The sequence below is a fragment of the Paracoccus actinidiae genome (assembly GCF_030863885.1).
GTDB classification, from domain to species: domain Bacteria; phylum Pseudomonadota; class Alphaproteobacteria; order Rhodobacterales; family Rhodobacteraceae; genus Paracoccus; species Paracoccus everestensis.
In genome coordinates this window covers 2,400,178-2,426,587 of the sequence record NZ_CP132956.1, presented here as the reverse complement: position 1 = coordinate 2,426,587, position 26,410 = coordinate 2,400,178, and the positions used below count along the sequence as shown (strand labels likewise).

24 protein-coding genes and 1 tRNA gene are annotated in these 26,410 nt (G+C 66.5%); 17 read left to right on the top strand and 8 right to left on the bottom strand.

The window, feature by feature from the left end:
* Positions 1-50: 50 nt before the first annotated feature.
* The gene (locus Q5701_RS12055; protein WP_306751232.1) at positions 51-1,433 is read right to left on the bottom strand and encodes an L-serine ammonia-lyase; all 1,383 of its coding nucleotides are present in this window, start codon (positions 1,431-1,433) and stop codon (positions 51-53) included.
* Positions 1,434-1,662: 229 nt separating this feature from the next.
* On the opposite strand from Q5701_RS12055, the gene dusB reads away from it, so the two are divergent.
* The 9 genes from dusB to hflX all read left to right on the top strand — a co-directional run bounded on the left by dusB (position 1,663) and on the right by hflX (position 13,731).
* Complete coding sequence (gene dusB, locus Q5701_RS12050) at positions 1,663-2,661, top strand: tRNA dihydrouridine synthase DusB (RefSeq protein WP_306751231.1); 999 nt, start codon at positions 1,663-1,665, stop codon at positions 2,659-2,661.
* Complete coding sequence (locus Q5701_RS12045; protein WP_306751230.1) at positions 2,658-3,776, top strand: two-component system sensor histidine kinase NtrB; 1,119 nt, start codon at positions 2,658-2,660, stop codon at positions 3,774-3,776. Before dusB ends, Q5701_RS12045 begins: the two co-directional genes overlap by 4 nt.
* Before the next feature lie 11 nt (positions 3,777-3,787).
* The gene (locus tag Q5701_RS12040) at positions 3,788-5,242 is read left to right on the top strand and encodes a response regulator (protein WP_306751228.1); all 1,455 of its coding nucleotides are present in this window, start codon (positions 3,788-3,790) and stop codon (positions 5,240-5,242) included.
* A gap of 72 nt (positions 5,243-5,314) precedes the next feature.
* Positions 5,315-7,579, top strand: a complete 2,265-nt coding sequence (locus Q5701_RS12035; RefSeq protein WP_306751227.1) for a sensor histidine kinase NtrY-like — start codon at positions 5,315-5,317, stop codon at positions 7,577-7,579.
* Positions 7,576-8,967 (top strand): nitrogen assimilation response regulator NtrX, encoded by a 1,392-nt coding sequence (gene ntrX / locus Q5701_RS12030; RefSeq protein WP_306751226.1) that lies wholly within the window; start codon positions 7,576-7,578, stop codon positions 8,965-8,967. Before Q5701_RS12035 ends, ntrX begins: the two co-directional genes overlap by 4 nt.
* 94 nt (positions 8,968-9,061) lie before the next feature.
* Positions 9,062-10,438 carry a Trk system potassium transporter TrkA gene (trkA, locus tag Q5701_RS12025; RefSeq protein WP_234855391.1) on the top strand — a complete coding sequence of 459 codons (1,377 nt, stop codon included), beginning with the start codon at positions 9,062-9,064 and terminating at the stop codon, positions 10,436-10,438.
* Between the two features lie 6 nt (positions 10,439-10,444).
* Entirely contained in the window at positions 10,445-12,073 is a 1,629-nt protein-coding gene (locus tag Q5701_RS12020) for a potassium transporter TrkG (protein WP_306751224.1), read from the top strand.
* 86 nt (positions 12,074-12,159) lie between these two features.
* Entirely contained in the window at positions 12,160-12,393 is a 234-nt protein-coding gene (hfq, locus tag Q5701_RS12015; protein WP_020949330.1) for an RNA chaperone Hfq, read from the top strand.
* A complete protein-coding gene (hflX, locus tag Q5701_RS12010) occupies positions 12,394-13,731 on the top strand; it encodes a GTPase HflX (protein WP_306751217.1) in 1,338 nt (445 codons plus the stop codon).
* An 84-nt stretch (positions 13,732-13,815) separates the two neighbouring features.
* Here the strand turns inward: hflX and Q5701_RS12005 are convergent, their stop codons facing one another.
* The 3 genes from Q5701_RS12005 to Q5701_RS11995 are packed head-to-tail and all read right to left on the bottom strand — an operon-like array spanning position 13,816 to position 16,063.
* Positions 13,816-14,454: a uracil-DNA glycosylase gene (locus Q5701_RS12005; protein ID WP_306751216.1), complete on the bottom strand. Its 639-nt coding sequence runs from the start codon at positions 14,452-14,454 to the stop codon at positions 13,816-13,818.
* The gene (gene trpD, locus Q5701_RS12000; RefSeq protein WP_373568549.1) at positions 14,451-15,476 is read right to left on the bottom strand and encodes an anthranilate phosphoribosyltransferase; all 1,026 of its coding nucleotides are present in this window, start codon (positions 15,474-15,476) and stop codon (positions 14,451-14,453) included. The genes Q5701_RS12005 and trpD overlap by 4 nt, the downstream gene beginning before the upstream one ends.
* On the bottom strand, positions 15,473-16,063 hold the full coding sequence (locus Q5701_RS11995) for an anthranilate synthase component II (RefSeq protein ID WP_306751215.1): 591 nt from the start codon (positions 16,061-16,063) through the stop codon (positions 15,473-15,475). Before Q5701_RS11995 ends, trpD begins: the two co-directional genes overlap by 4 nt.
* Before the next feature lie 105 nt (positions 16,064-16,168).
* Between Q5701_RS11995 and Q5701_RS11990 the strand changes: the two genes are divergently transcribed.
* From Q5701_RS11990 to trpE, 4 genes are all read left to right on the top strand, one after another.
* Positions 16,169-16,786, top strand: coding sequence for a hypothetical protein (locus tag Q5701_RS11990; RefSeq protein ID WP_306751214.1), 618 nt, complete (start codon positions 16,169-16,171; stop codon positions 16,784-16,786).
* Positions 16,779-17,963, top strand: a complete 1,185-nt coding sequence (locus Q5701_RS11985) for an aminotransferase (RefSeq protein WP_373568548.1) — start codon at positions 16,779-16,781, stop codon at positions 17,961-17,963. The genes Q5701_RS11990 and Q5701_RS11985 overlap by 8 nt, the downstream gene beginning before the upstream one ends.
* Before the next feature lie 66 nt (positions 17,964-18,029).
* Positions 18,030-19,883, top strand: coding sequence for a peptidylprolyl isomerase (locus tag Q5701_RS11980; protein WP_306751212.1), 1,854 nt, complete (start codon positions 18,030-18,032; stop codon positions 19,881-19,883).
* Entirely contained in the window at positions 19,883-21,385 is a 1,503-nt protein-coding gene (gene trpE / locus Q5701_RS11975) for an anthranilate synthase component I (RefSeq protein ID WP_306751211.1), read from the top strand. Before Q5701_RS11980 ends, trpE begins: the two co-directional genes overlap by 1 nt.
* A gap of 52 nt (positions 21,386-21,437) precedes the next feature.
* On the opposite strand, the gene Q5701_RS11970 is transcribed toward trpE, so the two are convergent.
* The 4 genes from Q5701_RS11970 to fabI form a co-directional block, all read right to left on the bottom strand.
* Positions 21,438-22,277 (bottom strand): PRC-barrel domain-containing protein, encoded by an 840-nt coding sequence (locus Q5701_RS11970; protein ID WP_234855399.1) that lies wholly within the window; start codon positions 22,275-22,277, stop codon positions 21,438-21,440.
* A gap of 108 nt (positions 22,278-22,385) precedes the next feature.
* A complete protein-coding gene (gene gpt / locus Q5701_RS11965; protein WP_234855400.1) occupies positions 22,386-22,886 on the bottom strand; it encodes a xanthine phosphoribosyltransferase in 501 nt (166 codons plus the stop codon).
* An 11-nt stretch (positions 22,887-22,897) separates the two neighbouring features.
* Positions 22,898-23,509 (bottom strand): LysE family translocator, encoded by a 612-nt coding sequence (locus Q5701_RS11960; protein WP_306751209.1) that lies wholly within the window; start codon positions 23,507-23,509, stop codon positions 22,898-22,900.
* A gap of 9 nt (positions 23,510-23,518) precedes the next feature.
* Positions 23,519-24,346, bottom strand: coding sequence for an enoyl-ACP reductase FabI (gene fabI / locus Q5701_RS11955; protein ID WP_306751208.1), 828 nt, complete (start codon positions 24,344-24,346; stop codon positions 23,519-23,521).
* Positions 24,347-24,427: 81 nt separating this feature from the next.
* On the opposite strand from fabI, the gene pdxH reads away from it, so the two are divergent.
* The 4 genes from pdxH (at position 24,428) to Q5701_RS11935 (ending at position 26,410) form a co-directional block, all read left to right on the top strand.
* Positions 24,428-25,042, top strand: coding sequence for a pyridoxamine 5'-phosphate oxidase (pdxH, locus tag Q5701_RS11950; protein WP_306751207.1), 615 nt, complete (start codon positions 24,428-24,430; stop codon positions 25,040-25,042).
* 158 nt (positions 25,043-25,200) lie between these two features.
* The gene (locus tag Q5701_RS11945) at positions 25,201-25,806 is read left to right on the top strand and encodes a cold-shock protein (protein WP_234855404.1); all 606 of its coding nucleotides are present in this window, start codon (positions 25,201-25,203) and stop codon (positions 25,804-25,806) included.
* Positions 25,793-26,293, top strand: a complete 501-nt coding sequence (locus Q5701_RS11940) for a DUF192 domain-containing protein (protein WP_306751206.1) — start codon at positions 25,793-25,795, stop codon at positions 26,291-26,293. The genes Q5701_RS11945 and Q5701_RS11940 overlap by 14 nt, the downstream gene beginning before the upstream one ends.
* 40 nt (positions 26,294-26,333) lie before the next feature.
* Positions 26,334-26,410 (top strand) — tRNA-Pro (locus Q5701_RS11935).

Sequence of the window (26,410 nt, the reverse complement as noted above, 5' to 3'; positions counted from 1 at the left end):
CGGGGCAAGCGCGCGCGGAACGCTGCGGCGACTGCCCGCCGGATTGACCATCAACAATTCGGGACGTTGACCGCCAGGCCGCCCAGGGAAGTTTCCTTGTATTTGTCCGACATATCGCGGCCGGTCTGGCGCATCGTCTCGATCGCGGCGTCCAGTGGCACGAAATGCGTGCCGTCGCCGCGCAGCGACAGGCTGGCCGCACTGACCGCCTTGATCGCGCCAAGCCCGTTGCGTTCGATGCAAGGCACCTGCACCAGGCCGCGCACGGGATCGCAGGTCATGCCCAGATGATGTTCCAAGGCGATCTCGGCGGCGTTTTCCACCTGTTCGGGGATGCCGCCCAGAACCGCCGCCAATCCCGCCGCTGCCATGGCAGAGGCGCTGCCGACCTCGGCCTGGCAGCCCGCCTCGGCGCCGGAAATGCTGGCGTTGTGCTTGACCAGACCGCCGATCGCCGCAGCCGTCAGCAGGAATTCGGGAATGTCGCGTTCGGATGCGCCCGGCACATGGTCCAGCCAATAGCGGATCACGGCAGGCACCGTTCCCGCCGCGCCGTTGGTGGGGGCGGTCACGACCTGGCCGCCGGCCGCGTTTTCCTCGTTCACGGCCATGGCATAGGTCGACATCCAGTCGTTGATGACATGGGGCGCGGTCAGGTTCATGCCGCGTTCGGCCAGCAGCTTTTCATGGATCGCCTTGGCGCGGCGCTTGACCGACAGCCCGCCGGGCAGGATGCCGTCGGTGGTCAGCCCCCGGTCCATGCAGTCGCGCATGACCTGCCAGATTCGCATCAGGCCATCGCGGATCTCGGCATCGCTGCGGTAAACCCGTTCGTTCTCGTGCTTCATCCGCGCGATGCTTTTGCCCGACGCCTTGGCCATGGCCAGCATCTCGGCGGCGCTTGCAAAGGGAAAGGGCACCGCAGGTGCGTCGTCGCTGCGCTTTTCGTTTCCCTTTCCGGCCAGTTCCTCGTCCGTCAAGACGAAGCCACCGCCGATGGAATAATAGATGCGGTGGAAGATCACGTCGCCCTGTGCGTCCGTGGCCGACAGGGTCATGCCATTCGCATGGCCGGGCAGCGCGTGGTCGAAATCGAAGCGCAGATCGCGGTCGGGATCGAAGACCAGATCGCCCAAGCCTTCGGGGGACAGGACATGGGTTTCGCGGTTCCGCGCCAGGGCAGCCTCGGCAGCCTCGGCATCCAGGGTTGCGGGGACGAACCCCGCAAGGCCCAGGATCGTCGCGCGGTCGGTGGCATGACCCTTGCCGGTAAAGGCGAGGCTGCCATGCAAGCTGGCTTTCAGCCCCTGCGCCCGGAACGGTTGCCGACGCAACTCGTCCAGAAAGCGCGCACCCGCGACCATCGGGCCCATGGTGTGGGACGACGAGGGGCCGACGCCCACCTTGAACAGATCGAAGACCGACAGGAACATGAGTCCCCCTTGTATTTTAACTACCATCTAAGCATTTGGATGGCCAAAGACCATTCGGATTGCGACACTCGGATGGGATCTTGGCGACACCTTGTCCCAGGCGGGCATTGCCTATTCAACAGGCAATCTGCGATAAATTCAGGCAAGGACGCGAATGGTCGAATATGCGGCATATCCGGTCGGCAACGCCGTCTTGCGGGCGGCTCGGGGCAGGGCGAAGGAACAGGTCATGCAGATTGGCGACCCCATCATTCTTGGCGATACGCGGCTTGGCCCGCCGGTGTTTCTTGCGCCCATGGCGGGAATCACCGATTTGCCGTTTCGCCGGGCCGTTGCACGATGCGGCGCGGGGCTGATGGTCAGCGAGATGGTCGCCTCGACAGAGATGGTGACGCCGCGCCCGTCCACCCGCGCCGCGGTCCGCGCCAAGGCGCTGACCGAAGGCGCGTTGCCTGTCAGCGTGCAGATCGCCGGACGCGAGGCCGGGGCGATGGCGGAAACCGCCCGCATCGTCCAGGGAATGGGTGCGCGGATCATCGACATCAACATGGGATGCCCGGCCAAGAAGGTGACGGGCGGGTTGTCGGGCGCGGCGCTGATGCGCGACCTGGATCATGCGCTGACCCTGATCGATGCGGTTGTGGGGGCGGTCTCGGTGCCCGTGACGCTGAAGATGCGGCTGGGATGGGACGACGATTGCCTGAATGCGCCTGATCTGGCCCGGCGTGCGCGCGACGCTGGTGTCAGGATGCTGACGGTGCATGGCCGGACGCGGGCGCAGTTCTACAAGGGCCAGGCCGACTGGACGCGGATCCGGGCGGTGGCGAACCTGCCGGGCCGCCCGCCGCTGGTCGCCAATGGCGACGTGGTGGACGGGGCATCCGCCCGCGCGGCGCTTGCGGCATCGGGCGCCGATGCGGTGATGGTCGGGCGGGGGGCGCAGGGCGCGCCCTGGCGGCTGGCGCAGATCGCCCATGACCTGGTGGGCAGCCCCGCGCCGGATGTTCCGCAGGGGAACACCCTGGCCGATGCGGTGGCCGAGCATTACGAGGATATTCTGGATTTCTATGGCACCGACCTGGGCCTGCGCGTCGCGCGCAAGCATCTGGGTTGGTATGCCGATGCGAACGGGGCGCCCTTGCGCGACCGGATGCTGCGCGCGGGCAGCCCTGCCGAAACCCTGGCCTTGATCCGCCTGTCCTTTGCTGATGCGCCGGTGGCCGCATGACCCGGCACAGCCCGGCCGGGTTTGACGAAGTGCATCCCGGCCCGGGCTGGGACAGCCTGCCGCTGCCCGCCCTGGTGCTGGACGATCAAGGCCGTGTCGCCGCCATGAACGACGCAGCGGAAGTCTGGCTCAATATGTCCCGCAACTCGACCGTCGGGCGGCCGCTGGACGGGGACGAGATGCAGACGCGGCTGCGCATCCATCCGTCCTTGTCGCCGCTGGTCTTTCGCGTCGTCCACAGCGACGAGGCGCTGTATCAGCCCAATGTCCGATTCGAGATCGGCGACCGCGCGGGCGGCCATCAGGAACGCCGCGCCCTGGTCCATGCAGGGCCGGCGGCGCAGGTGGGCGGGGCCGTCACCCTGTTGCTGGTGCCGCAGGACGAGGCGGGCTTGCAGTCGCAAAACCGCGCCGTGCGCACCGCCGCACGCAGCGCCATCGGCATGGCGGAAATGCTGGCGCACGAGATCAAGAATCCCTTGGCCGGCATTCGGGGCGCGGCCCAGCTGATCGGCATGAACGCCACGCCCGAGGACCGCGAGATGGCCGAGCTGATCGTCAGCGAATCGCGCCGCATCGTGTCGCTGCTGGAACAGGTGGAACGGTTCGGCGACACCTCGGCCCCCAATCTGCGCGCGATCAACGTCCATGACGTGCTGGAAAAGGTGCGCCGGTCCGCAACGGTGGGATTTGCAAAATCCATAAGCATTGTTGCGGAATACGACCCCTCCCTGCCCGAGGCGCTGGCGGATGCCGACCAGTTGACCCAAGTCTGCCTGAACCTGGTCAAGAACGCGGCCGAGGCGCTGACGGACACCGACCGCCCGGCGATCCGGCTGCGCAGCTTTTACGACCATACCCTGCGCCTGCCCCCCGACGAGGCTGACCCGACCGGCCGCCCGCTGCCCTTGCAGATCGAGATCGAGGACAACGGTCCCGGCCTGCCCCCCGCCATCGCCGACCAGGTGTTCGAGCCCTTTGTCTCGGGCCGGGAAAACGGCACCGGGCTGGGCCTGGCGCTTGTCAGCAAGATCATCACCGACCACAGCGCGCTGATCCGGGTGGACAGCCGCCCTGGCCGCACCGTTTTCCGCATCTCATTGCCCAAGGCATAAGGACCGACGCCATGGACGGAACCGTTCTGATCGCCGACGACGACCGCACCATCCGCACGGTGCTGACCCAGGCCCTGACCCGCGCCGGCTGCCGGGTCCATGCCACGGGCAGCCTGGCGCAACTGTCGAAATGGGTGGAGGAAGGACGCGGCGATCTGGTCATCACCGACGTGATGATGCCTGACGGCAACGGCATCGACCGCATCCCCGCCATCCGCGAGGTGCGCCCCGACCTGCCGGTGATCGTGATCTCGGCCCAGAACACCATCGTTACCGCGATCCGCGCGACCGAGGCGGAGGCCTTTGAATACCTGCCCAAGCCCTTTGACCTGCCGGACCTGATGGCCAAGGCGAACCAGGCCTTGTCGCGCCGCCCGCGCAAGTCGGATCCGGTGCCCGACATCACCCTGGCCCCGCGCCCCGCCGCCGATCCGGCCATGCCGCTGATCGGCCATGCGCCCGCGATGCAGGCCCTGTTCCGCATGGTGGCCCGCATCCTGAACGCCGACCTGCCGGTGTTGATCGCAGGCGAGCCCGGCGTCGGCAAGACCACCATTGCGCGGTCGTTCCACGACCTGTCGGACCGCCGCGACAATGGTCTGGCGATCCTGACATCCGCGGATGCCGGGGACGAGGCCATCACCCGCGCCGCCGACAAGGCGCGGGGCGGCACGATCGTCATCGAGAATCCGGCGGGCTTCGATCCCGCCGCGCAGGCCCGCCTGATCGGTCTGATCGAATCGCTGGAAAGCGGACCCGACCGCGCCATGGCACCCCGCATCGTAGCAACCACCGGGCCGGACCCGCAAGCCGACGTGGCGGCAGGGCGGCTGCGGTCCGATCTTTACTACCGGCTGGCAGGGGTGACGGTGACGGTGCCGCCGCTCCGCGCCCGGGTCGATGACATCCTGCCGCTGGCAGGCCATCTGCTGGCGCGCGCCGCGACCCAGGGCCTGCCCGACCGCACCCTGGGCGACGATGCGGCAAGCCTTTTGCGCGCGCACGCCTTTCCCGGCAACGTGCGCGAACTGGAAAACATGATGCGCCGCCTGGCCCTGACCGCCAGCGGCCCCACCATCACCGCCCCCGAGATGCGCGAGGCGCTGAGCCAGGGGGGCGGCACCCGCGCAGCCGCCCTCCCTGTCACGCCGATGCCGGTGGCGCCTCTGGCCGCCGACAGCCCCGCAGCAGGCTTTCACCTGGGCAGCGGCAACGGCCCCTTGTCGGATTCGGTCCAGGCGCATCTGCAACGATATTTCGACCTGCACGGCGACAGCCTGCCGCCGCCGGGCCTGTATGATCGCATCCTGCACGAGATCGAGCGCCCGTTGCTGCAGGTTGCGTTGGACGCCACCGGTGGCAACCAGCTTAGATGCGCCGATCTGTTGGGAATAAACCGCAATACCCTGCGCAAGAAGCTGACCGATCTGAATATCGAGGTGACACGGCGCCGCAAACTGATGTAAAACCGCCACAGGGGGCAGCGTCAGCGTATCGGCGCTGCAACAGAAAGCCGCGTCAGACGGCAGGTGGGGGCAATGGCAGGCGCCACGTCAGGGCTGAGCTGGGACAGGCTCGCAAGCATCACATTGCCGCGTCACTGGCGGGGGGCCTTGGCCGCTGGCGTGCTGGTGATCGGGATGATGCTGGCGGGCGCCACCATGACCGTGCTTGGGCCGCTGGCCCAAGGCGCCGAAAGCCGGATGCTGCGGCTGATCCTGCTGCTGGATCTGGCCTATCTGATCGTGCTGATCGGCTTTATCGTCCTGCGCATGGCCCGGCTGATCACCGCGCGGCGCAAGACCGCCGCCGGATCGCGGCTGCACGCGCGCCTTGTGCTGGTCTTTGCCGGGCTGGCCCTGATCCCCACGGTGCTGGTCGCGCTGTTCGCGGGCTTCTTGGTCAATATCGGGCTTGAGGGCTGGTTCTCGGGCCGGGTGCAGCAGGTGGTCACGACATCCCAGGCCGCCGCCGAGGCCTATCAGGAGGAACATCGCCGCGACCTGACCCAGGATGCGCGTGCCTTGGCCAATATCCTGACCCAGGCCGGACGCGCCAACCCAATGATCGAGGACGGGGAAATGCGCCAGCTTCTGGTCCAAGGCCAAGGGCTGATCCAGCGGGGCCTGCGCGAGGCCTATGTCATCAGCGGCACCGGCGAAATCCGCGCGCGCGGCGAACGGTCCTATCTGTTCTGGTACGAGGCGCCGGGCAGCGCCGATCTGGACCGCGCCCAATCCGAGGGCGTCGCGCTGATCGAGGATTGGGACAACAACGAGTTCCGCGCCCTGGTGGCCCTGCCGCCGCTGGCCGACCGTTACCTGTATGTGACGCGCGACGTGGACGGCGCCCTGCTGGGCCTGGTGGACGACACGCGCGCGACCGTCGGCAGCTATCGCCAGTTGGAACAAACCCGCAGCCAGGTTCTGTTCGAATTCTCGCTGGTCTATCTGGCCTTCGCGCTGCTGCTGGTTGCTGCCGCCGTGATGCTGGGCTTGTGGTTCGCATCCCGCCTGTCACGGCCTATCGGGCTTTTGGCGCTTGCCAGCGAACAGGTGGGCCATGGAAACCTGGATGTGCAGGTGCCCGAACCTGACACCGGGGACGAGATCCAGACCCTCGGCCAGTCCTTCAACCGCATGACCCGCCAGTTGAAGGCCCAGCGAGAGGAGTTGATCGACAGCTATCGCATCAGCGACGAACAGCGGCGGCTGTTCGACAATGTGCTGTCGTCCGTCACATCGGGGGTGATCGGGCTGGACGCAGCGGGGGAAATCGACTTCGTGAACCGGTCCGCCAGCCGCCTTTTGGGCCTGGATCCCAAGCGCGACATCGACGCCCTTCTGTCCGAGCTGGTGCCGGAATTCGAACCCTTGTTCGACCGCTTGTCCGCATCCGTGGCGGAAACCGTCCAGGACGAGGTGCGGCTGATGCGCGAAGGCCGCGTCGAAAGCCTGCTGGTCCGCATGGCCGTCCGTCGCGGCACCGATGGCGATCTTGAAGGCTATGTCGTGGCCTTTGACGACGTGACCGAGCTTGTGACCGCGCAGCGCATGGCGGCCTGGGGCGACGTGGCGCGGCGCGTGGCGCACGAGATCAAGAACCCGCTGACGCCGATCCAGTTGTCCGCCGAACGCCTGCGCCGCAAGTTCGGCAAGCTGGCATCGCCCGAGGACAAGGCGTCCCTGGACCAGTACACCGATGTCATCATCCGCCAGACGGGCGATCTGCGCCGGATCGTGGATGAATTCAGCCGCTTTGCCCGGATGCCCGAACCCGACCGCGCGGAAACCGATCTTGCCGCGCTGCTGCGCGAGGTTGCGTTGCTGCAACAGGACGCGTTGAAAGGCGCGCTGACCACGCAGATCCCCGCCGAGCCGGTGATCGTCGATTGCGACGCGGGAATGCTGCGGCAGGCTTTCACGAACCTGGTGAAGAACGCGGGGGAAGCCGTTGACGAAGTTCGGGGAAATCCGCCGGAAGGCTGGTCGGCAAGGGTCGCCGTCGCCATGCAGGCCGACCACGATGCAGTGACGATCCGCATTTCCGACAACGGCCCCGGCCTGCCCGCCGACCGGTCGCGCCTGTTCGAACCCTATGTGACCCTGAAATCCGGGGGCACGGGGCTGGGCCTGCCCATCGTCAAGAAGATCGTCGAGGAACACGGCGGCAGCCTGTCCCTGTCCGACAGGCCGGATGGGCAGGGGGCGATGGCCGAAATACGCCTGCCGCGGGAACGCCATCCCGTGCGCGGCGCACAACGCAAGACAAAAACAAAAGAAGATGAGGCAGCACCGATATGAGCGATATCCTGATCGTTGACGACGAACGCGATATCCGCGAACTGGTCGCGGATATCCTGAAGGACGAGGGGTTCGAGACGCGCCTGGCCGCGAATTCGGACGAGGCGATTGCCGCCCTCAATGACCGCCAGCCTGCGCTGATGGTTCTGGACATTTGGCTGAAGGACAGCCGGATGGACGGGATCGACATCCTCAAGCAGGTCAAGCGCAACAATCCCGACGTGCCGGTGATCATCATTTCCGGCCACGGCAACATCGAGATCGCGGTGGCCGCGATCAAGCAGGGCGCCTACGACTTCATCGAAAAGCCCTTCAACATCGACCAGTTGATGGTGGTGGTGAACCGCGCCATGGAAACCAGCCGGCTGCGCCGCGAAAACAGCACCCTGCGGCGCGGCGGCGACCGGGTGGCGGAAATGCTGGGTCATTCCGTTGCCTTCAAGCGCCTGCGCGACGCCCTGGACAAGGTGGCGAAATCAAATGGCCGCGTCATGCTGGCAGGCGAGCCGGGCACCGGCAAGGAGATGGCCGCCCGCTATATCCACGCCCACAGCCCGCGCGCGAGCGCGCCCTTTGTCACGGTTCCCTGCGCCACGATCGAGCCAGAACGGATGGAGGAGGTTCTGTTCGGCCGCGAAACGCCCGAACGCGGGATCGAACCCGGCCTGCTGGAACAGGCCCACGGCGGCGTCATCTATTTCGACGAAGTGGGCGATATGCCCATGGGAACGCAGCCGAAAATCCTGCGCGTTCTGACAGAACAGCAATTCGTGCGGGCAGGCGGCGCGGATCGGGTGCGTGTCGATCTGCGGGTAATTTCATCGACCAACCGTGACCTTCCGGCGGAAATCGCTGCGGGCCGGTTCCGCCAGGAACTCTACGACCGGCTGAACGTGGTGCCGGTGGCGGTGCCGTCGCTTGCGGAACGTCGCGACGATATTGCCCTGCTTGCGCGCCATTTCATCGACATCTGCCACCGCACGCAGGGCCTGACCCCGCGCGATCTGCCCGAGGAAACGAATGCCGCCCTTCAATCCATGCGGTGGCCCGGCAACATCCGTCAGTTGCGCAATGTGATCGAGCGCGTCCTGATCCTGGCCGAGGGGACCGGCCCGATCCAGCCCGCCGAACTGGAACCCCAGGGCGCCACGCCCGACAACAGCGACGCCCTTGCGCTGGGCCCCCAGATCACCGCCATGGCCCTGCGCGAGGCGCGCGAGATGTTCGAACGCGAATATCTCGTGGCCCAGATCAACCGTTTCGGCGGCAATATCAGCCGCACCGCGCAGTTCGTGGGCATGGAACGCAGCGCCCTGCACCGCAAGTTGAAATCGCTGGGTGTCGTCGGCGGGATGCGGGCCGAGGATGAAATGCTGATGGGGAAATAGGCGCAGGCGATCCCGCCCGCAGGGCAGTTGCGCGCCGCAGACCATCGGCATAGGCATGGCGTGACGCAGCACTGCGGGCGGCAAGGGAACGGCCATGAAGATCATCATCTGCGGCGCGGGTCAGGTCGGCTGGCAGATTGCCCGCCATCTGTCGGGCGAAAGGAACGACGTCACCGTCATCGACAACAACGCCGACCTGATCCGCCGCGCCACGGATGCCCTGGACGTGCAGGGCGTCACGGGCTTTGCCAGCCATCCCGACATTCTGGACCAGGCAGGGGCGCGCGATGCCGACCTGATCATCGCCGCGACCCATTCGGACGAGGTGAACATGGTCACCTGCCAGGTTGCCCATTCGATCTTCCAGGTGCCGCGCAAGATCGCGCGCCTGCGCAGCAGCGCCTATCTGGATGCGATCTATTCGGATCTTTACAGCACGTCCCACCTGCCCATCGACGTGGTGATCAGCCCGGAACGAGAGGTCGCGAATGCGGCCCTGCAACGGTTGTCGGCGCCGTCCACCTTTGACGTGGAAACCTTCATGGGCGGCAAGGTGCAGCTTCTGGGCATCCTGCTGGAGGATGACTGCCCCGCATTGAACACGCCTCTGCGGCAGTTGAACGAGCTGTTTTCCACCCTGCGCGCCATCGTCGTGGGCGTGCGCCGCCAGACGCGGCTGTTCGCGCCCGAGCCGGGGGACCAATTGTTTGCCCACGACCAGATCTATGTCTTTGCCCATCGCGAGGATGTGGGCCGCACGCTGGAAATCTTTGGCAAGCCGCCCTTGAAGCAGGAACGCATCGCCATCATCGGCGCGGGCAATGTGGGGCTGGCCGTGGCGCAGGCGTTGGAGGCACGGCCCGATCGAATCCGCGCCAAGCTGATCGAACGCGACCGTTCCCGCGCCGAATATGCCGCCGACCGGCTGGAACGGACAATCGTGCTGAACGGCGACGGCCTGTCCGCCGAATTGCTGGAGGAAGCCGCCGTCCCCACCGCCGACGCGGTGCTGGCGGTGACCGACGACGACAAGACCAATATCCTTGCATCGGTCCGCGCCAAGCAGGCGGGGGCCAAGCTGGCCATTGCGCTGATCAACGATCCGACCATGGTGCCGTTGATGGATGTGCTGGACATCGACGCCTATATCAACCCGCGCGCCACCACCGTGTCCACGATCCTGCGCCATATCCGCCATGGCCGGGTGCGCGACATCTATTCCATCGGCGATGCCGAGGCCGAGGTGATCGAGGCTCAGGCCCTGTCCACGTCCCCCATATCGGGCCGGGCGATCCGCGACATCGAATTTCCCGAAGGCGTGCTGATCGGCGCCGTGCAAAAGGGCGACCGCATCGTCAAGCCCGCACCCGACACCCGGATCGAGGAGGGCGACGTGATCCTGATGTTCGCCCTGACCAAGGACGTCCCAGAAGTCGAGCGCCTGTTGCAGGTCTCGATCGACTTTTTCTGACCGGCCATGAACGCCTTGCTGCGCCTGCCGCTGTTTGTCCTGCTGGCTGCGATGATCGGGGCATCGATGATGCTGCCCGCGGCCTATGCCTCGGTCAACAACAACGACGAACTGGCGCGCATCTTCCTTTACTCGGGACTGCTGGTGCTGGTCATGGCGGGGCTGATCGGGCTGGCGACATCCGCTAATCCGCATCAGGCGCGGCCGCGTGACGCACTGCTGACCATGCTGGCGGCTTATGCGGGGATGCCGCTGATCATGGCAGTCCCTTTCGCCGAGGCCATGCCCGACACGGGCCTGTTCAACGCCTGGTGGGAAATGACCTCGGCGCTGACCACAACCGGGGCATCGCTTTATTCCGCCGACCTGCTGCCCATGCCCCTGCACTTGTGGCGCGCGATGGCGGGCTGGATGGGGGGCTTCTTCATCCTGGTCGCCGCGACCGCGATCTTGGCCCCCCTGCACATCGGCGGCTTCGAGATCATGGCCCAACCCTATGGGCGGCGCGAGCATTACGAACGCCTGCCCCGGTCTGCCGATCCGCTGGACAGGAACCCCCACCTGTCGGCCCCCGGTTTCCAGACGGTGCTTTTCCATCCCCATTACCGGCTTATGCGGTCCGCGATCGCGGTCTTTCCCGTTTATGCAGGCCTGACCCTGGCCCTGTGGCTGATCCTGCTGATGCTGGGCGATCCCGGGCTGATCGCCCTGTGCCGGGCCATGGGCACGCTGTCCACCAGCGGGATTTCCCCGGTCCTCGGCCCCCCCGGCACCAGTTCGGGCCTCGCAGGCGAAATGGCGGTCTTTCTGTTCCTGATCCCGGCCCTGTCGCGCCGCTTCTGGCCCGGTGGCGGCGAATTGCGCGCCAGCGACCGGCTGATCGACGATCCCGAACTGAAGATGGCGGGCGGTTTCGTGGCCCTGGTCGCGCTGTCGCTGTTCGCCCGGCATTTCCTGGGCGCCATCGAAAGCGCCCGTGCGCCGGATGGTTCGTCCGAGATCCTGTATGACCTCAGGAACGGGCTTGCAGCCTTTTGGGGCGGGCTGTTCAACGGTCTCAGCTATCTGACCACCACGGGGTGGACCTCGATCGATTGGCAGGGCGCGCGGGCCTGGTCGGGCCTGACCTCGCCCGGTCTGATCCTGGCGGGGCTGGCGATGATGGGGGGCGGGGTCGCCACCACGGCGGGGGGCGTCAAGCTGCTGCGCGTTTATGCCTTGGCCCGGCATGGGCAGCGGGAAATGGAACGGATCGTCCATCCCAATTCCGTCGCCGGCGGCGGGCAGATCGCGCGGCGGCTGCGGCGCGAGGGGGCATACCTAGCCTTCATCTTCTTCATGCTGTTCGCCACATCCATCGCCGCCGTGGTGGCCCTGGTCTCCATCCAGCGGATCGAGATCGAGACGGCGACGATCCTGTCCATCGCCGCGCTGACCAATACCGGCCCCTTGGCCGCCGCGATCCCGCTGACCCCGGCGTTCCAGGCGACGGCGGGCATTGCCTCTGCCCCGTGGGAAGGGTGGTCCGGGCTTCCCCCCTTTACCAAGGCGGTGCTGGCCGGTGCGATGATCGTCGGGCGCATGGAAACGCTGGCGGTCCTTGCGCTGTTTTCGCCGCAGTTCTGGAGGCGTTGAGCGCCGAAAACCTCGGGCGCTTGCAAGCGTCCCATCAACCGCATAATGGTGAGTTCCGACCGGGACAGTTAAAAACGGAAAAAAGAATGGCTGGCGACAAGCAAAACTTGCAGGACGCGTTTCTCAATCATGTCCGCAAGGCGAAGGTGCCCGTCACGATCTTTCTGATCAACGGCGTCAAATTACAGGGGGTCATCACCTGGTTCGACAATTTCTGCGTGCTTTTGCGCCGCGACGGCCAGTCCCAACTGGTCTATAAGCACGCCATCAGCACGATCATGCCGGGCCAACCCATTTCGCTTTATGAAGGCGAGGACTGATTGGCGGAACTTACCGCGACCGAGGCACGGCCAACCCGTGCCTATGTGATCCATCCCGATCTGGCCGCCCGCAACCAGCGGCGCGAACCCGAGCACGCCCTGGCCGAGGCCGTGGCCCTCGCCCATGCCCTGCCGGGCATCGAGATAACCGGCGATGAGGTCGTGCGCCTGCGCAAGCCCGATCCGGGCCGTTTGTTCGGCAAGGGCAAGCTGGCTGAAATCGGCGAAAGGCTGGCCGCGGCCGAGGTTGATCTGGTGCTGGTCGATGGCCCGGTATCCCCGGTGCAGCAACGAAACCTGGAAAAGGACTGGGGCGTCAAGCTGCTGGACCGGACCGGGCTGATCCTGGAAATCTTTGCCGACCGGGCCCGCACCCGCGAAGGCGTGTTGCAGGTGGAACTGGCCGCGCTGTCCTATCAGCGCACGCGGCTGGTCCGCGCCTGGACCCACCTGGAACGGCAGCGCGGTGGCTTGGGCTTCGTGGGCGGTCCCGGCGAAACGCAGATCGAGGCCGACCGTCGCGCCATCGACGAACAGATGACCCGCCTTCGCCGCCAGCTGGAACGGGTGGTCAAGACGCGCACGCTGCACCGCGCCGCGCGCGCCAAGGTGCCTTATCCCATCGTGGCCCTTGTCGGTTATACCAACGCCGGAAAATCGACGCTGTTCAACCGCCTGACCGGGGCCGAGGTTCTTGCGAAGGATATGCTGTTCGCCACGCTGGACCCGACCATGCGGGCGATCCGCCTGCCGGGCGCCGGGGGCGGGCAGGGGCGCAGGATCATCCTGTCCGACACCGTGGGCTTCATCAGCGACCTGCCCACGGAACTGGTCGCCGCCTTCCGCGCCACGCTGGAGGAGGTTCTGGAAGCAGACCTGATCCTGCACGTCCGCGACATCAGCCACCCCGAGACCGAGGAACAGGCCGCCGACGTGGCCGAGATCCTTGAAAGCCTGGGCGTGGACGAGGACGTGGCCCTGATCGAGGTGTGGAACAAGATCGACGCGCTGTCCGCCGACACGCGCGCCGCGCTGCGCCGCACCGATGCACGCACCCAGGGCATCCAGGCCGTCAGTGCCCTGAGCGGCGAGGGCCTGGACGACCTGGTCGCCGCCATCGACGCGCATCTGACCGAAGCCCTGGATGAGCCGAAGACATCTGCCTTGGTCGTGCTTCCCTTTTCGGACGGCCGCCGCCGGGCCTGGCTGCACGAGGCAGGCGTCGTCGAGCGCGAGGAAAGCGGCGAAAATGGCCTGACGCTGCACCTGCTGTGGACCGACCGTCAGAAGACGGGTTTCCAGGCTCTGAGCGCACCCGAGCGGGACGACGACGCGTAGGGTGCGTGCTTGCACGCACCTTTGTTGAGGCGGACCATGGTGCGTGCAAGCACGCACCCTACGGTCGAAAGCGGGGCACCCCTTTCAGCCGGCCCAATCCACCGGCGGGCGGCCCTGCTGTTCCAGCCATTTATTGATCTTCGAAAACGGCTTGCTGCCAAAGAACCCCCGCCGCGCCGACAGGGGCGAGGGATGCGCCGTCGCGATCACCAGATCCTGCGGGCGGGGCAGGCCCGCCATCGCCTTTTGCGCATGCGCGCCCCACAGCAGGAATGCCAGGGGGCCGTGCTTTTGCGCCTCGGTCACGGCGTCGCGGGCCAGACGGTCCCATCCCCAGGACGCGTGGCGCCCCGCATCACCCGGCGGCACCGACAGGGATGTGTTCAGCAACAGCACGCCCTGCCGCGCCCATCCCGACAGGTCGCCCGTGGAAGGGGCCGCGCCGATGTCGTCGCGGAGTTCGGCAAAGATGTTTTTCAGTGACCGGGGCAGGGCCACCTCGGGCGCGACCGAGAAGGCCAGCCCGTTCGCATGGCCCGGCGTGGGATAGGGATCCTGGCCCAGGATCACCACGCGCACCTGGTCCGGCGGCGTTGCACCCAGTGCGGCAAAGACCAGGGCGGGGCCGGGCAGCCAGTCGTCCAGTCCCTCCAGCCGGTCGCGGATCGCGGGCCAGTCCTGCTGGAAGAAGGGCAGGTGGTCCCAGGCCTTGGGCGGCTTCATGCCTCGGGCATCCCGGTGACCTGGGCCAGGCGGGTCAGACGGTCCGTTGCCGCGCCGCTGTCGATGGATTCGGCGGCCATGGCAGCGCCCTCGCGCAGGTCCGCGGCGCGACCGGCAATCAACAGCGCCGCCGCCGCGTTCAACAGAACCGCATCGCGATAGGCGCTGCGTTCCCCGCCCAGCAGCGCACGAAAGGCGGCGGCGTTTTCATGAGGTTCGCCCCCGATGATCGCCTCGAACGGGTGGCGGGGCAGGCCGGCATCCTCGGGCGTCACCACAAACTCGCTGATCCGGCCATCCTTCAGCGCCGCGACATGGGTTTCGCCGGCGATGCTGATCTCGTCCGTGCCGTCGGCCCCATGGACCAGCCAGGCGGCGTCGCTGCCCAGATCCCGCAGCACCTCGGCCATAGGGCGTATCCAGTCGGCACTGAAGGCGCCGGTCAGCTGCCGCCGGACCGAGGCCGGATTCGTAAGCGGTCCCAACAAGTTGAAAACGGTTCTTGTGCCCAGTTCCGCGCGCGGCGGGCCGACATGGCGCATGGCCGGATGGTGCATCGTGGCCATCATGAAGCAGATGCCTGCCTCGTTGATCGCCTGCTGGGACACCTGCGGGCCGATCATCACGTTGATGCCCATCTGCGTCAGGGCATCGGCCGAACCCGATTTAGACGATAGGTTCCGATTGCCATGCTTGGCCACCGGCACGCCCGCCCCGGCCACCACGAATGCCGTCGCGGTCGAGATGTTCAGCGTGCCCTTGCCATCCCCGCCGGTCCCGACGATGTCGATGGCCCCTTCGGGCGCCGTGATGCGGTTCATTCGCTTGCGCATGGCGCGGACGGCGGCGGCGATTTCATCGACCGTCTCGCCCCGCACGCGCAGCGCCATCAGCAGGCCGCCGATCTGGGCCGGGGTTGCAGCACCGTCGAACAGGGCCGAGAACGCCGCCTCGGCTTCGTCCGCCGTCAGGGGTCGGGTTGCGGCGATGCCGATCAGCGGGCGGATGTCGGTCACGCTCATGCGGCGGCCTGTCGCGGGGCGCAGCGGGCCAGAAAGGTGCGGATCATCTCGTGCCCGTGTTCGGATGCAATGGATTCAGGGTGGAACTGCACGCCTTCGATGGGCAGCGCCTCGTGGACAAGACCCATGATGGTGCCGTCATCGGATGTCGCCGTGACGCGCAGGCAGTTGGGCAGGCTTTCGGGTTCCACTGTCAGCGAGTGATACCGCGTGGCGGTAAGGGGCGAGGCCAGCCCGGCAAAGACCCCGGTGCCGTCATGGCTGATGGCATCGGTCTTGCCGTGCATGATGCGGTGGGCGCGCACCACCTTGCCGCCGAACGCCTCGCCAATGGCCTGGTGGCCCAGGCAGACGCCGAACAGCGGAATGGCGCGGTCGGCGGCCGCGCGGATCAGGTCCAGGCAGATGCCTGCCTGCGCGGGATCGCAGGGTCCGGGGGATATCACGATCCCGTCAGGCTTCATTGCCAGGGCGTCGTCCACGCTCAGGGCGTCGTTGCGGCGCACCACGACCTCGGCCCCGGCCTCGGCCAGGTAATGCACGAGGTTCCAGGTGAAGCTGTCATAGTTGTCGATCAGAAGGATCATGATGGGCGCCCTGATATGGTGGCGGTTTCCCCGCCGGAACGGGTCCGCTATAGATGGGCCAAAGCGCGCCGGGGGGTCAAGACCGGCACGGATGCGAAGGGGCACATGGCACGCGGTTTCTGGACAGGTCTTCTGCATGGCGGTGTCATCAGCATCGCCGCCGTGGCCGTGTTGTCGCTGGCCGCGCCCTTGCCACGGCCAGAGGCGGAGCTTGCCGTGGAACCGACACCCCAGGCCGCGCCAGTCGAACCCGGGCCGGCGCCGCAAGCCGGCGACGCCCCGCAGGCCGGGTCGGTCGATCTGCCGCTCGGGTCCGAATTCGGGCGCGGCGGGGACGCGGCGCCGCGCCTGCCGACGCCCCTGACGGCCGAGCGTCCCATCCCCGCCGAGGCGCCTGCCGTCATGGCCCCCGCATCCGAACCGGCGCCAGTGGCCGTAACCGCCGCCGAACCGCGCCCCCAGCCGGCAGGAGGGCAGGACGGCCCGGTCCAGGCGGCCCCAGATACGGGCGAGGATGCGCCGCAACTGGATCGTCCCGCCGTCCTGGCGCAACCCAGCCTGCCTGCCGCGCCCGACCGCGCCATGGCCGCCGACGCCCCCGATGCAGCACCCGCGATGCCGCTGGACCTGCCCGGCCGCACGACACCGGGGCCGGCTGTCCCCACCTTGGACCTGTCGCTGCCTCCCGATTTGTCTGACCTGCAAGGATTGCCGCGTGACTGACATTGCCTGCCTGAACCCCGCCCTTGCCGCGACCGTTGCACCCCCGGTGATGGAGGCGCGGCGGTGGCTGGCAGGCGTAAGCTTTCCCCCCGGCCGCCCCCTGATCAATGTCAGCCAGGCCGCCCCGGTGGATCCCCCGCCGATGGCGCTGCGGCAGGCGATGGCCGAGGCGGCCTTGAACCGTCCCGAGGCGCATCTTTATGGTCCGGTGCTGGGCAACGCGGACCTGCGCAGCGCCGTCGCCGAGGAGTTTTCGCGCAGCTATGGCGGGGCGGTCGCGCCGGCGCAGGTGGCGATCACGCAGGGCTGCAACCAGGCCTTTTGCGCCGCTATCACCACGCTGGCGCAAGCGGGGGATCAGGTGATCCTGCCGACGCCATGGTATTTCAATCACAAGATGTGGCTGGATATGCAGGGCATCCAGGCGGTGCCTTTGCCCTGCGGCGACGACCTGCTGCCTGATCCGGACCTGGCCGCCCGGCTGATCGGGCCACGCTGCCGGGCCATCGTGCTGGTGACGCCCAACAATCCCTCGGGGGCGGAATATCCCGCCGATCTGGTCGCGCGGTTCTTCGATCTGGCGCAAAGCCGGGGCCTGGCGCTGATCCTGGACGAAACATACCGCGATTTCGACAGCCGCAGCGGTTTGCCCCATGATCTGCTGACGCGTCCCGGCTGGGACCGGACGGTGATCCAGCTTTACAGCTTTTCCAAGGCTTACCGGCTGACCGGGCATCGGGTGGGGGCCCTGGTCGCGTCCGAAACGCGGATGGCACAGGTCGAGAAGTTCCTGGACACCGTCGCGATCTGCCCGTCTCAACTGGGCCAGATCGGCGCGTTGTGGGGGATGGGGAATCTGCGCGACTGGCTGGCGGGCGAACGGGCCGAAATCCTGTCGCGCCGCGATGCGACGGTGGCCGCATTGTCCGCCTTGCCGGGCTGGCGTGTGAAAAGCGCAGGCGCCTATTTCGCCTGGTTGCAGCATCCGCTGGCCGAATTCTCGGCCGATCTGGCCCGGCGGATGGTGACGGATATCGGCGTGCTGGCGCTGCCGGGAACCATGTTCATGCCAGCGGACGATCCCGCCGGTTCCCGCCACCTGCGCATCGCCTTTGCCAATATCGACGCGGTCCAGGTCGCTGCCCTGGCTGACCGGCTGCGCGGTCTTTCCGGCTGACAGGCTTGTCGCGGGGCCGCGCGCGCCCTAAAGAAACCCGACACGATCACGAAGGAAGGCCGGGCCATGAAGAACCTGCGGACACACGGGAAATCCACTATCGTCTGGGTGCTGATGGGCCTGATGGTTCTGGGCCTGGGCGGGTTCGGCGTGACCAGCTTTTCGGGCGGATCGACCGCCATCGGATCCGTCGGCGGCACGACGATCACCGCCGATGACTACGCCCGCGCGCTGCGCAACCAGATGAACGCCTATCAGCAGCAGACCGGCCAGGCGATCAGCATGGCGCAGGCCCAGGCCATCGGCCTGCCCCAGGCGGTCCAGTCGCAGCTTGTCACCGCCGCCGCGCTGGAAGAACAGGCCCGCCGGATCGGCGTGGCCGTGGGCGACGAACGGGTGCGCCAGACGATCCTGGACGCCCCTGCCTTCCGCGGTCCGACCGGCAGCTTCGACCGCGCCGCCTATGCCGAGGTCTTGCGCCGCGAGAACCTGTCCGAGGCCGAGTTCGAACGGGAAATCCGCATGGACGAAGCCCGGCTGCTGATCCAGCGTGCCGTGGCCGGCGGTGTTGCCGCGCCCGAACCGGCGGTTGAGACGACTGCGAAATGGATCCTGGAACGCCGTGATGTGGCTTGGCGCGAACTGACGGCAGATATGCTGCCCGCCCCCATTGCCGAGCCGGACGAGGCGACGCTGACGGCCTGGCACAGCGCCAATGCCGACCGCTTCACCGCGCCCGAGATGCGCAAGATCACCTATGTCTGGCTGACGCCGGAAATGCTCGCGCCCGATGTGGACTTGGATCAGGACGCCTTGCGCGCGGCCTATGATGCGCGGATCGACGAATTCCAGCGGCCCGAACGCCGCCTGGTCAGCCGTCTTGTCTTTCCCACATCCAATGATGCCCAGGCCGCAAAGGCCCAGATCGACGCAGGCACCGCGCCCTTCGAGGCCTTTGTCCTGCAACGCGGATTGCGGCCCGAGGATGCCGAACTGGGCGAGGTGACCCAGGCCGATCTGGGCGCGGCGGGCGCGGCGGTCTTTGCACCGGGTGAAACCGGGGTCGTCGGCCCGATCGACACCGACCTTGGTCCCGCACTGTTCGCGATTCATGCCATCCTGGAGCCGGTCGACATCGCGTTCGAGGATGCGCAGAACGACCTGCGCGCTGAGGCCGCTTTGGACCGCGCCGCCCGGATCATCGAGGATCGCGCCGCCGAATACGAGGATCTGCTGGCAGGCGGCGCCTCGCTGGAACAGGTGGCCGAGGAAACCGAGTTGCAGCTTGGCACCCTTGAATGGTTTGCCGACGCCGCGCCCGCCGAAGGCAGCATCGCCGGTTACGAGGCGTTCCGCGCCCGTGCGGCGGAAACATCCGAGGCCGATTTCCCCGAACTGGTCAGCCTGGACGATGGCGGCGTCTTTGCCCTGCGCCTGGACCAGGTCGTTCCGCCGACCCTGCGCCCCTTCGAGGATGTGCGCGACGAGGTCGAGGCCGATTGGCGCCGGGCGGAAACGCATCGCCAGCTTCTGGCCCTGGCCGAGGAACAGCGCCTGTCCCCCGCCCCCGACCAGGGCCAGCCCGCCTCCGAATGGACCGAGGTGAAGGATATCACCCGTGACGGCTGGATCGAGGGCGTCCCGGCGGATGCCGTGGCCCGCGCCTTTGCCATCGCCGAGGTGGGCGAGGTCGAGATCGTGGACGCGGAAAACCGGGTGATCCTGCTGCGCCTTGACGCCATAGACGAGGCGGACCTGACGGGCGAGGACGGGCAGCGCATCACCGGCGCGGTCCAGGATCGCCTGGGGCAATCGCTGCAATCGGACATCTTCGACTATTACGCCCGCGCCGTGCAGCGCGAGGCCGGGATCACGCTGGACCAATCCGCCATCAACGCCATCAACGCGCAGGTCCAGTGATGGATCTGACACCCGATTTCGCCGCCTTCGAGGCGGCGTGGAAGGCCGGGCAGAACCAGCTTGTCACCATCCGACTGGCCGCCGACCTGGATACGCCCGTCAGCCTGATGCTGAAGCTGACGGATGCCGCGCCGATGTCGTTTGTGCTGGAATCGGTTACGGGGGGCGAGGTTCGGGGCCGTTATTCCATCGTGGGCATGAAGCCCGACCTGATCTGGGACTGCCGCGATGGCCGCGCCCGGATCAACAGGCAGGCGCGGTTTTCGGACGACTTCCAGCCCGACGACCGCCCCGCGCTTGACAGCCTGCGCGCCCTGATCGCCGAAAGCCGGATCGAGGCGATGCCCGACGGCGTGCCGCCGGTGGCCGCGGGGCTGTTCGGATACCTGGGCTATGACATGATCCGGCTGGTCGAACATCTGCCGGACGTGAACCCCGATCCGCTGGACCTGCCCGACGCGATGCTGTTGCGCCCTTCGGTGGTCGCGGTCCTGGACGGCGTGAAGGGCGAGGTGACGCTGTGCGCCCCCGCCTGGCACGACGGGACGGACAATGCCCGCGCCGCCTATGCCCAGGCCGCGGAACGGGTGATGGATGCGCTGCGGTCGCTTGACCGCCAGCCGTCCGAGCCTCGGGCGTTGGGCCATGACGCCCGGATCGGCGAACCGGTGTCGAATTTCTCCAAGGCCGGTTATCTGGCGGCGGTGGACAAGGCCAAGGATTACATCCGCGCGGGCGACATTTTCCAGGTCGTGCCCAGCCAACGCTGGCGCATGGATTTCCCGCTGCCGCCATTTGCGCTGTATCGCAGCTTGCGGCGCACCAATCCGTCGCCCTTCATGTTCTTCCTGAATCTGGGCGGGTTTCAGATCGTCGGCGCCAGCCCCGAGATCCTGGTGCGCCTGCGCGACGGAGAGGTGACGATCCGCCCCATCGCGGGAACAAGGCCGCGCGGCGCCGACGAGGCCGAGGACCGCGCCCTGGAAGCCGACCTGCTGGGCGATCACAAGGAACTGGCCGAACACCTGATGCTGCTGGATTTGGGTCGCAACGATGTGGGCCGCGTGGCAAGGCCGGGAACGGTGAAACCCACCGAACAGTTCGTGATCGAGCGTTACAGCCACGTCATGCACATCGTCAGCAACGTGGTTGGCGAATTGCGCGACGACGAGGATGCGCTGTCCGCCTTGTTGGCGGGCCTGCCCGCTGGTACCGTGTCGGGGGCGCCCAAGGTCCGCGCGATGCAGATCATCGACGAACTGGAACCCGAAAAGCGCGGCGTTTATGGGGGCGCGGTAGGTTATTTCGCGGCCAATGGCGAGATGGATATGTGCATCGCCCTGCGAACCGGCGTGCTGAAGGACGGCGCATTGTATATCCAGGCAGGGGGCGGCGTCGTCTATGACAGCGACCCTGAGTCCGAGTTCATGGAAACGGTGAACAAAAGCCGCGCCCTGCAACGCGCCGCCGAGGGCGCGGCCCGCTTCGTTCGGGGCAACTGAACGACAAACGGCCCCCGCAGGGGGGCCGTCCGCGTCGTGGTGCGACAGGAAATCAGTTGGCGGGCGCAGGCGTCGTGCCGTCCGCCGCCGGTGCCGCCGCATCGGATCCCATCGGCGGGGTGGCCGGGGTTTCCGCAGTATCCGCCGGGGCAGGGGCGCCGGTCGCGGCAGGATCGGCCATGGCGGGATCGGTGGTCGTGGACGCCGCCGAATCAGGCGTGGCCACGGGGGTTGCTGCCGGATCGCTGGTCATTGCCGGATCGGTGGCAACCGGTGCGCCGGGCATGGGCGCCGTTGTCATCGTGCCATCGGCTGCGGTGCCGTCCGTGGCCATGCCACCACCCGCAGTTGTTCCACCGGCCATGGCATCCGGGGCTGCTTCCTGTTCGCGGAAGACATATTCCGGCGCAGCCTCGGCTTCTTCCTGGGTCAGGTCGCTGGAGATCTGCTGGGCGTCATAGTTGATGGTCAGTTGATCCCACGGAACAGCGATCTGCTTTTCGCCGATCCCCAGGAAGCCGCCCACGCCGATCACGGCGGCTTTCATCGTGCCTGCTTCTGCATCGACGATCACGTCGTTGATTTCACCAATGGCATTGCCGTCGGGAGAATTGACGGTGGCATCGGTGATCCAGTCGATGCGCAGTTCGTTTTCAGCCTGCTGCTGTTCGACCTTGCCACTGGCTGCCACGGCGGCCGCGTCAGCTTCATCTGCTGCAGCCTCGGTGTTCTCGGACGCGGGGACTTCGGCGGCGGGCGCAGTATCGGCGCCCATGGTGGTCGCATCGGTCGCGGGATCGGCGGGGGCAGGCGTCGTTGCGGTGTCCTGAGCCATCGCCTGGCCCATCATCAACGGCAGAACTAGGGCGGTGCTCAACATCAGCTTGTGCATGTCTTTCCTCCTGAAATGCCGCGCATAACAAGCGATGCGCGATTGAGGAGACAATGCCTTGTGGGCCTGTCGGTTCCGGCCGCAGGCCCAAAAACGCCCTGCCGGGCCCTAGTCCTCGCCGCGATAGGGCTGGACGTATTGCAGCGCCATGTCCCACGGAAAGAAGATCCAGGTGTCCTGGCTGACCTCGGTCACATAGGTCTGGACCATCGGCTTGCCCTTGGGCTTGGCATAAACGGTGCCGAAATGCGCCTTGGGATACATATCGCGGATCAGTTCCAGGGTGCGGCCGGAATCGACCAGGTCGTCGATGACCAGAATTCCTTCGCCATCCCCCATCAGGGCGGGGTCGGGATGGTTCAGAACCTCAAGCTGGCCCTGGCCCGCCTCGGCCCCCACGCCCTTGTAGGACCGGATAGAAATCGAATCGATGGTGCGGATGTCCAGTTCGCGCGCGACGATCATGGCGGGCACCAGGCCCCCGCGCGTCACGGCCACGACGGCGCGCCAGTCGGTCCCGTCCAGGCGCCAGGCCAGGGCGCGGGCGTCGCGATGCAACTGGTCCCAGCTGACATGGAAACCTTTTTCGTGGGGCAGGCGGTCGATCATGGCGTTCCCTTTCAATGGCGCAGGATCAGCGACAGGCCCAGCAACCCGATTGCCAGTCCCGCCACGCGGTCGATCCAGAATTTGGCGGCATAATACCTGCGCCGCAGCCAAGGCAAAGCCATCAGCGACGCAAGGGCGGTATAAAATGCCAGTTCCACCGAAACCGCCGTCGCATAGATCGCCAGCTTGTCGCCTGCCGACAGCAGCGCGGGGAAGATCGACAGAAGCACGGCCGAATAGAACAGCGCGGGCTTTGGGTTTGACAGATTCAGCATCATTCCGCCCAAGAAGCCCATTCCCCGGCTGCTTTCCGCCGGGTCGGGCAAGGGGTCGGCGGCGTGGCGCCACATCTTAAAGGCGATCCATGCCAGATAAGCGCCGCCGATCATTTTCAGCGCCACATAGGTCCAGGGCAGGGTGCGAAAGACCACCGTCAGGCCCAGCAGCGCGAAGATGCACCATACCGATGCCCCGATCGCCAACCCCCAGCCATAGGGCAGGGCGCGCCTGCGGCCCAGGGCAAAGGCTCCCTGGCTGACCGCGATGACGCCGGGGCCGGGCGACAGGATCGCCACCGACAAGGTGCCCACGAACAAGGCAAGCTGGTCGGCGGTGATCGTCATGGCGCCCGGTCAGTCCTTCTTGACCGTCGCAATGTCGGGCGCGTCCACGGCCTTCATGCCCACTACATGATAGCCCGCATCGACGTGATGCGTTTCCCCCGTGACGCCCGCGCCCAGATGCGACAGCAGATACAGCGCCGAATTGCCCACATCCTCGGTCGTGACATTGCGGCGCAGGGGCGAGTTCAGTTCGTTCCATTTCATGATATAGCGGAAATCGCCGATGCCGCTGGCAGCCAGGGTCTTGATCGGGCCAGCGCTGATCGCGTTCACGCGTATCCTGTCCTTGCCCAGATCTTCTGCCAGGTAACGCACCGATGCCTCCAGCGCCGCCTTGGCCACGCCCATCACGTTGTAATGCGGCATCACCCGTTCGGCGCCGTAATAGGTCAGCGTCAGCAAGCTGCCCCCGTCCGGCATCATGGCTGCGGCGTGTCGCGAAACCGCGGTGAAGGAATAGACGGAAATATCCATCGTCATCATGAAGTTGTCGCGGGTCGTGTCGCAGTAGCGGCCGCGCAACTGGTCCTTGTCGGAAAAGCCGATCGCATGAACCACGAAATCCAGGGATTCCCATTCCTGGCCAAGAGTCTGGAACAGTGTCGCGATGGACGCCTCGTCGCTGACGTCGCAGGGCAGAACCAGGGACGATCCCAGTTGGGCTGCCAGCGGATCGACGCGTTTCTTCAGCGCCTCCCCCTGATAGGAGAAGGCAAGTTCCGCGCCCTGGGCCGCCACGGCCCGGGCGATGCCCCAAGCAATGGACTTGTCATTCGCCAATCCCATGATCAGGCCGCGCTTGCCAGCCATCAACCCTTGCTTCTGCTCGCTTGACATGTGCGGTCTCTCGCGGTTTCAACCCTTTGTGAAAGGTGCTTAGGCCAAAGGGTTGCAAGCATCAAGCGCAAGGACACGCAGATGGCTGATCGAGACGGACTGTTCGCGGGCGACGACCCGTTCGACATCGCACGCCGCTGGCTAGCCGAGGCGGAAAAGACCGAACCCAACGACCCCAACGCCATCGCCCTTGCAACCGTGGACAGCGGCGGGATGCCCGACGTGCGCATGGTCCTTCTGAAGGACATCGAGGGGCAGGGCGCGGACGGCGGCTTTGTCTTTTACACCAACTATGACAGCGCCAAGGGCCAGCAGATCGCGGCTACCGGGAACGCCGCCTTTGCGATGCACTGGAAATCCCTGCGCCGGCAGATCCGGGTGCGCGGTTCTGTCACCCGCGTCGAAGGCGAACAGGCCGATGCCTATTACAACAGCCGCGCCTTGCAAAGCCGGATCGGCGCCTGGGCATCGCGTCAATCGCAACCGCTGGAAAGCCGCGCGGCGCTGATGGCCGAAGCCGCTCGGCAGGGGTTGCGCCATGGCACCCATCCGCCCCGGCCCCCGTTCTGGGGCGGGTTCAGGATCGCGCCCCAGCAGATCGAGTTCTGGGCCGATGGCGCTTTCCGGTTGCATGACCGGTTCCGCTGGGACAAAGAGGCCTCCGGTGCATGGTTTGCCAAGCGGCTGTCACCCTAGGGCTTGACGAAAGGGTCTTGGTGGCTGACCATGGTTGATGGGCGCAGATTTTGCGCCGTTGTCTTCCGTGAACGACAGCTGATCGCAGGCGCAGGTATTGAACGGTTGGGTTGGTTGAATTCGGGGCAGGACAAGACGCGCTGAGCGCATGTGGTGGAATGATGACGGATGAGAAGGGACTGAAGCTTGTTTCCGGACTGGTCAAATGGTTTGACCCGACCAAGGGCTATGGCTTCATCCTGAACGAGGAAGGCGGCGCGGACATTCTGCTGCACGCCAACGTTCTCAGGAATTTCGGGCGCAGTTCTGTGGCCGACCAGTCGCGCGTGACAGTCTGGATGCAGCCCACGCAGCGCGGGCTGCAGGCGACCGAGGTTGTGTCGATCGAACCGCCCATTTCGGACGGGTCGGCACCCATTGCGGATCTGGACAACGGCATCATCGAACATCTCGAGGCGCTGCCGCTGCGGCCGGCCCGGGTCAAGTGGTTCGACAAGGCCAAGGGATTTGGCTTTGCCAATATCTTCGGCCATCCCGACGATGTTTTCCTCCATGTGGAAGTCTTGCGCCATTCCGGCTTTGCCGACCTTGCCATCGGCGAGGCGATCGGGATCCGTGTGGTCGAGGGTCCGCGAGGGCTGATGGCGGCGCAGGTCACAAGCTGGGACCGGGGCACGGAACAGGGCGCAAGCTCTCTTGCGGACGAAAATCTGGGTGACCAGGTCCAGGACATCAAGGATTTCATGGCGCATGTCGCCGAATAGGGCGGCGGTTGCCTTCTTTGTTCTATCGGCGGCTTTTGCAGCCCCCTGCGCCGCCGATATCCTTTGCTCTCCCGACGAGGCCATTTTCCAGACAGATGGCGGCCCGGTTGCCTTTCAGGTGGAACTGGCCGACGACGAAGCCGAGCGCGCGCAGGGCCTGATGTATCGCCGCACCCTGGCGCAGGGCAGTGGCATGTTGTTCATCTATGACACGCCGCGCGCGGTCAGTTTCTGGATGCGCAACACCTATATCCCGCTGGATCTGGTCTTTCTGGACCAGGCGGGGGTAATCCGCCACATCCATCCCAACGCCGTGCCGCTGGACGAAACGCCCATTCCGGGCGCTGCCCCCGGCGATCCCGACCCCGACCGCCAGATGATCCTCGAAATCGGCGGGGGCGAGGCGGAACGCATGGGCCTGGCCGTCGGGCAGCCGATGGCCCATCCCCGGCTGCGCCAGGATTTGGCCGAACTGCCCTGCGGCTAGGGCTTTTCACTGGCGACGCGATCCGCTAAACGGAACGCGTCGGGGCGTAGCGCAGCCTGGTAGCGCGACGGTTTTGGGTACCGTAGGTCGGAAGTTCGAATCTTCTCGCCCCGACCA

Bases quoted from the DNA above. Each gene is read 5' to 3' on its own strand.
- trpD (WP_373568549.1), bottom strand. From the start codon at position 15,476: ATGAGCGTGACCGACATCCGCCCGCTGATCGGCATCGCCGCAACCCGA.
- Q5701_RS12005 (WP_306751216.1), bottom strand. From the start codon at position 14,454: ATGAAGCCGCCCAAGGCCTGGGACCACCTGCCCTTCTTCCAGCAGGAC.
- Q5701_RS11990 (WP_306751214.1), top strand. From the start codon at position 16,169: ATGGCACGCGGTTTCTGGACAGGTCTTCTGCATGGCGGTGTCATCAGC.
- Q5701_RS11960 (WP_306751209.1), bottom strand. From the start codon at position 23,509: ATGACGATCACCGCCGACCAGCTTGCCTTGTTCGTGGGCACCTTGTCG.
- ntrX (WP_306751226.1), top strand. From the start codon at position 7,576: ATGAGCGATATCCTGATCGTTGACGACGAACGCGATATCCGCGAACTG.
- Q5701_RS11945 (WP_234855404.1), top strand. From the start codon at position 25,201: ATGATGACGGATGAGAAGGGACTGAAGCTTGTTTCCGGACTGGTCAAA.
- Q5701_RS11940 (WP_306751206.1), top strand. From the start codon at position 25,793: ATGTCGCCGAATAGGGCGGCGGTTGCCTTCTTTGTTCTATCGGCGGCT.
- fabI (WP_306751208.1), bottom strand. From the start codon at position 24,346: ATGTCAAGCGAGCAGAAGCAAGGGTTGATGGCTGGCAAGCGCGGCCTG.
- gpt (WP_234855400.1), bottom strand. From the start codon at position 22,886: ATGATCGACCGCCTGCCCCACGAAAAAGGTTTCCATGTCAGCTGGGAC.
- trkA (WP_234855391.1), top strand. From the start codon at position 9,062: ATGAAGATCATCATCTGCGGCGCGGGTCAGGTCGGCTGGCAGATTGCC.
- Q5701_RS11995 (WP_306751215.1), bottom strand. From the start codon at position 16,063: ATGATCCTTCTGATCGACAACTATGACAGCTTCACCTGGAACCTCGTG.
- Q5701_RS11980 (WP_306751212.1), top strand. From the start codon at position 18,030: ATGAAGAACCTGCGGACACACGGGAAATCCACTATCGTCTGGGTGCTG.
- pdxH (WP_306751207.1), top strand. From the start codon at position 24,428: ATGGCTGATCGAGACGGACTGTTCGCGGGCGACGACCCGTTCGACATC.
- Q5701_RS11970 (WP_234855399.1), bottom strand. From the start codon at position 22,277: ATGCACAAGCTGATGTTGAGCACCGCCCTAGTTCTGCCGTTGATGATG.
- Q5701_RS12045 (WP_306751230.1), top strand. From the start codon at position 2,658: ATGACCCGGCACAGCCCGGCCGGGTTTGACGAAGTGCATCCCGGCCCG.
- trpE (WP_306751211.1), top strand. From the start codon at position 19,883: ATGGATCTGACACCCGATTTCGCCGCCTTCGAGGCGGCGTGGAAGGCC.
- Q5701_RS12035 (WP_306751227.1), top strand. From the start codon at position 5,315: ATGGCAGGCGCCACGTCAGGGCTGAGCTGGGACAGGCTCGCAAGCATC.
- Q5701_RS12020 (WP_306751224.1), top strand. From the start codon at position 10,445: ATGAACGCCTTGCTGCGCCTGCCGCTGTTTGTCCTGCTGGCTGCGATG.
- Q5701_RS12055 (WP_306751232.1), bottom strand. From the start codon at position 1,433: ATGTTCCTGTCGGTCTTCGATCTGTTCAAGGTGGGCGTCGGCCCCTCG.
- Q5701_RS12040 (WP_306751228.1), top strand. From the start codon at position 3,788: ATGGACGGAACCGTTCTGATCGCCGACGACGACCGCACCATCCGCACG.
- dusB (WP_306751231.1), top strand. From the start codon at position 1,663: ATGCAGATTGGCGACCCCATCATTCTTGGCGATACGCGGCTTGGCCCG.
- hfq (WP_020949330.1), top strand. From the start codon at position 12,160: ATGGCTGGCGACAAGCAAAACTTGCAGGACGCGTTTCTCAATCATGTC.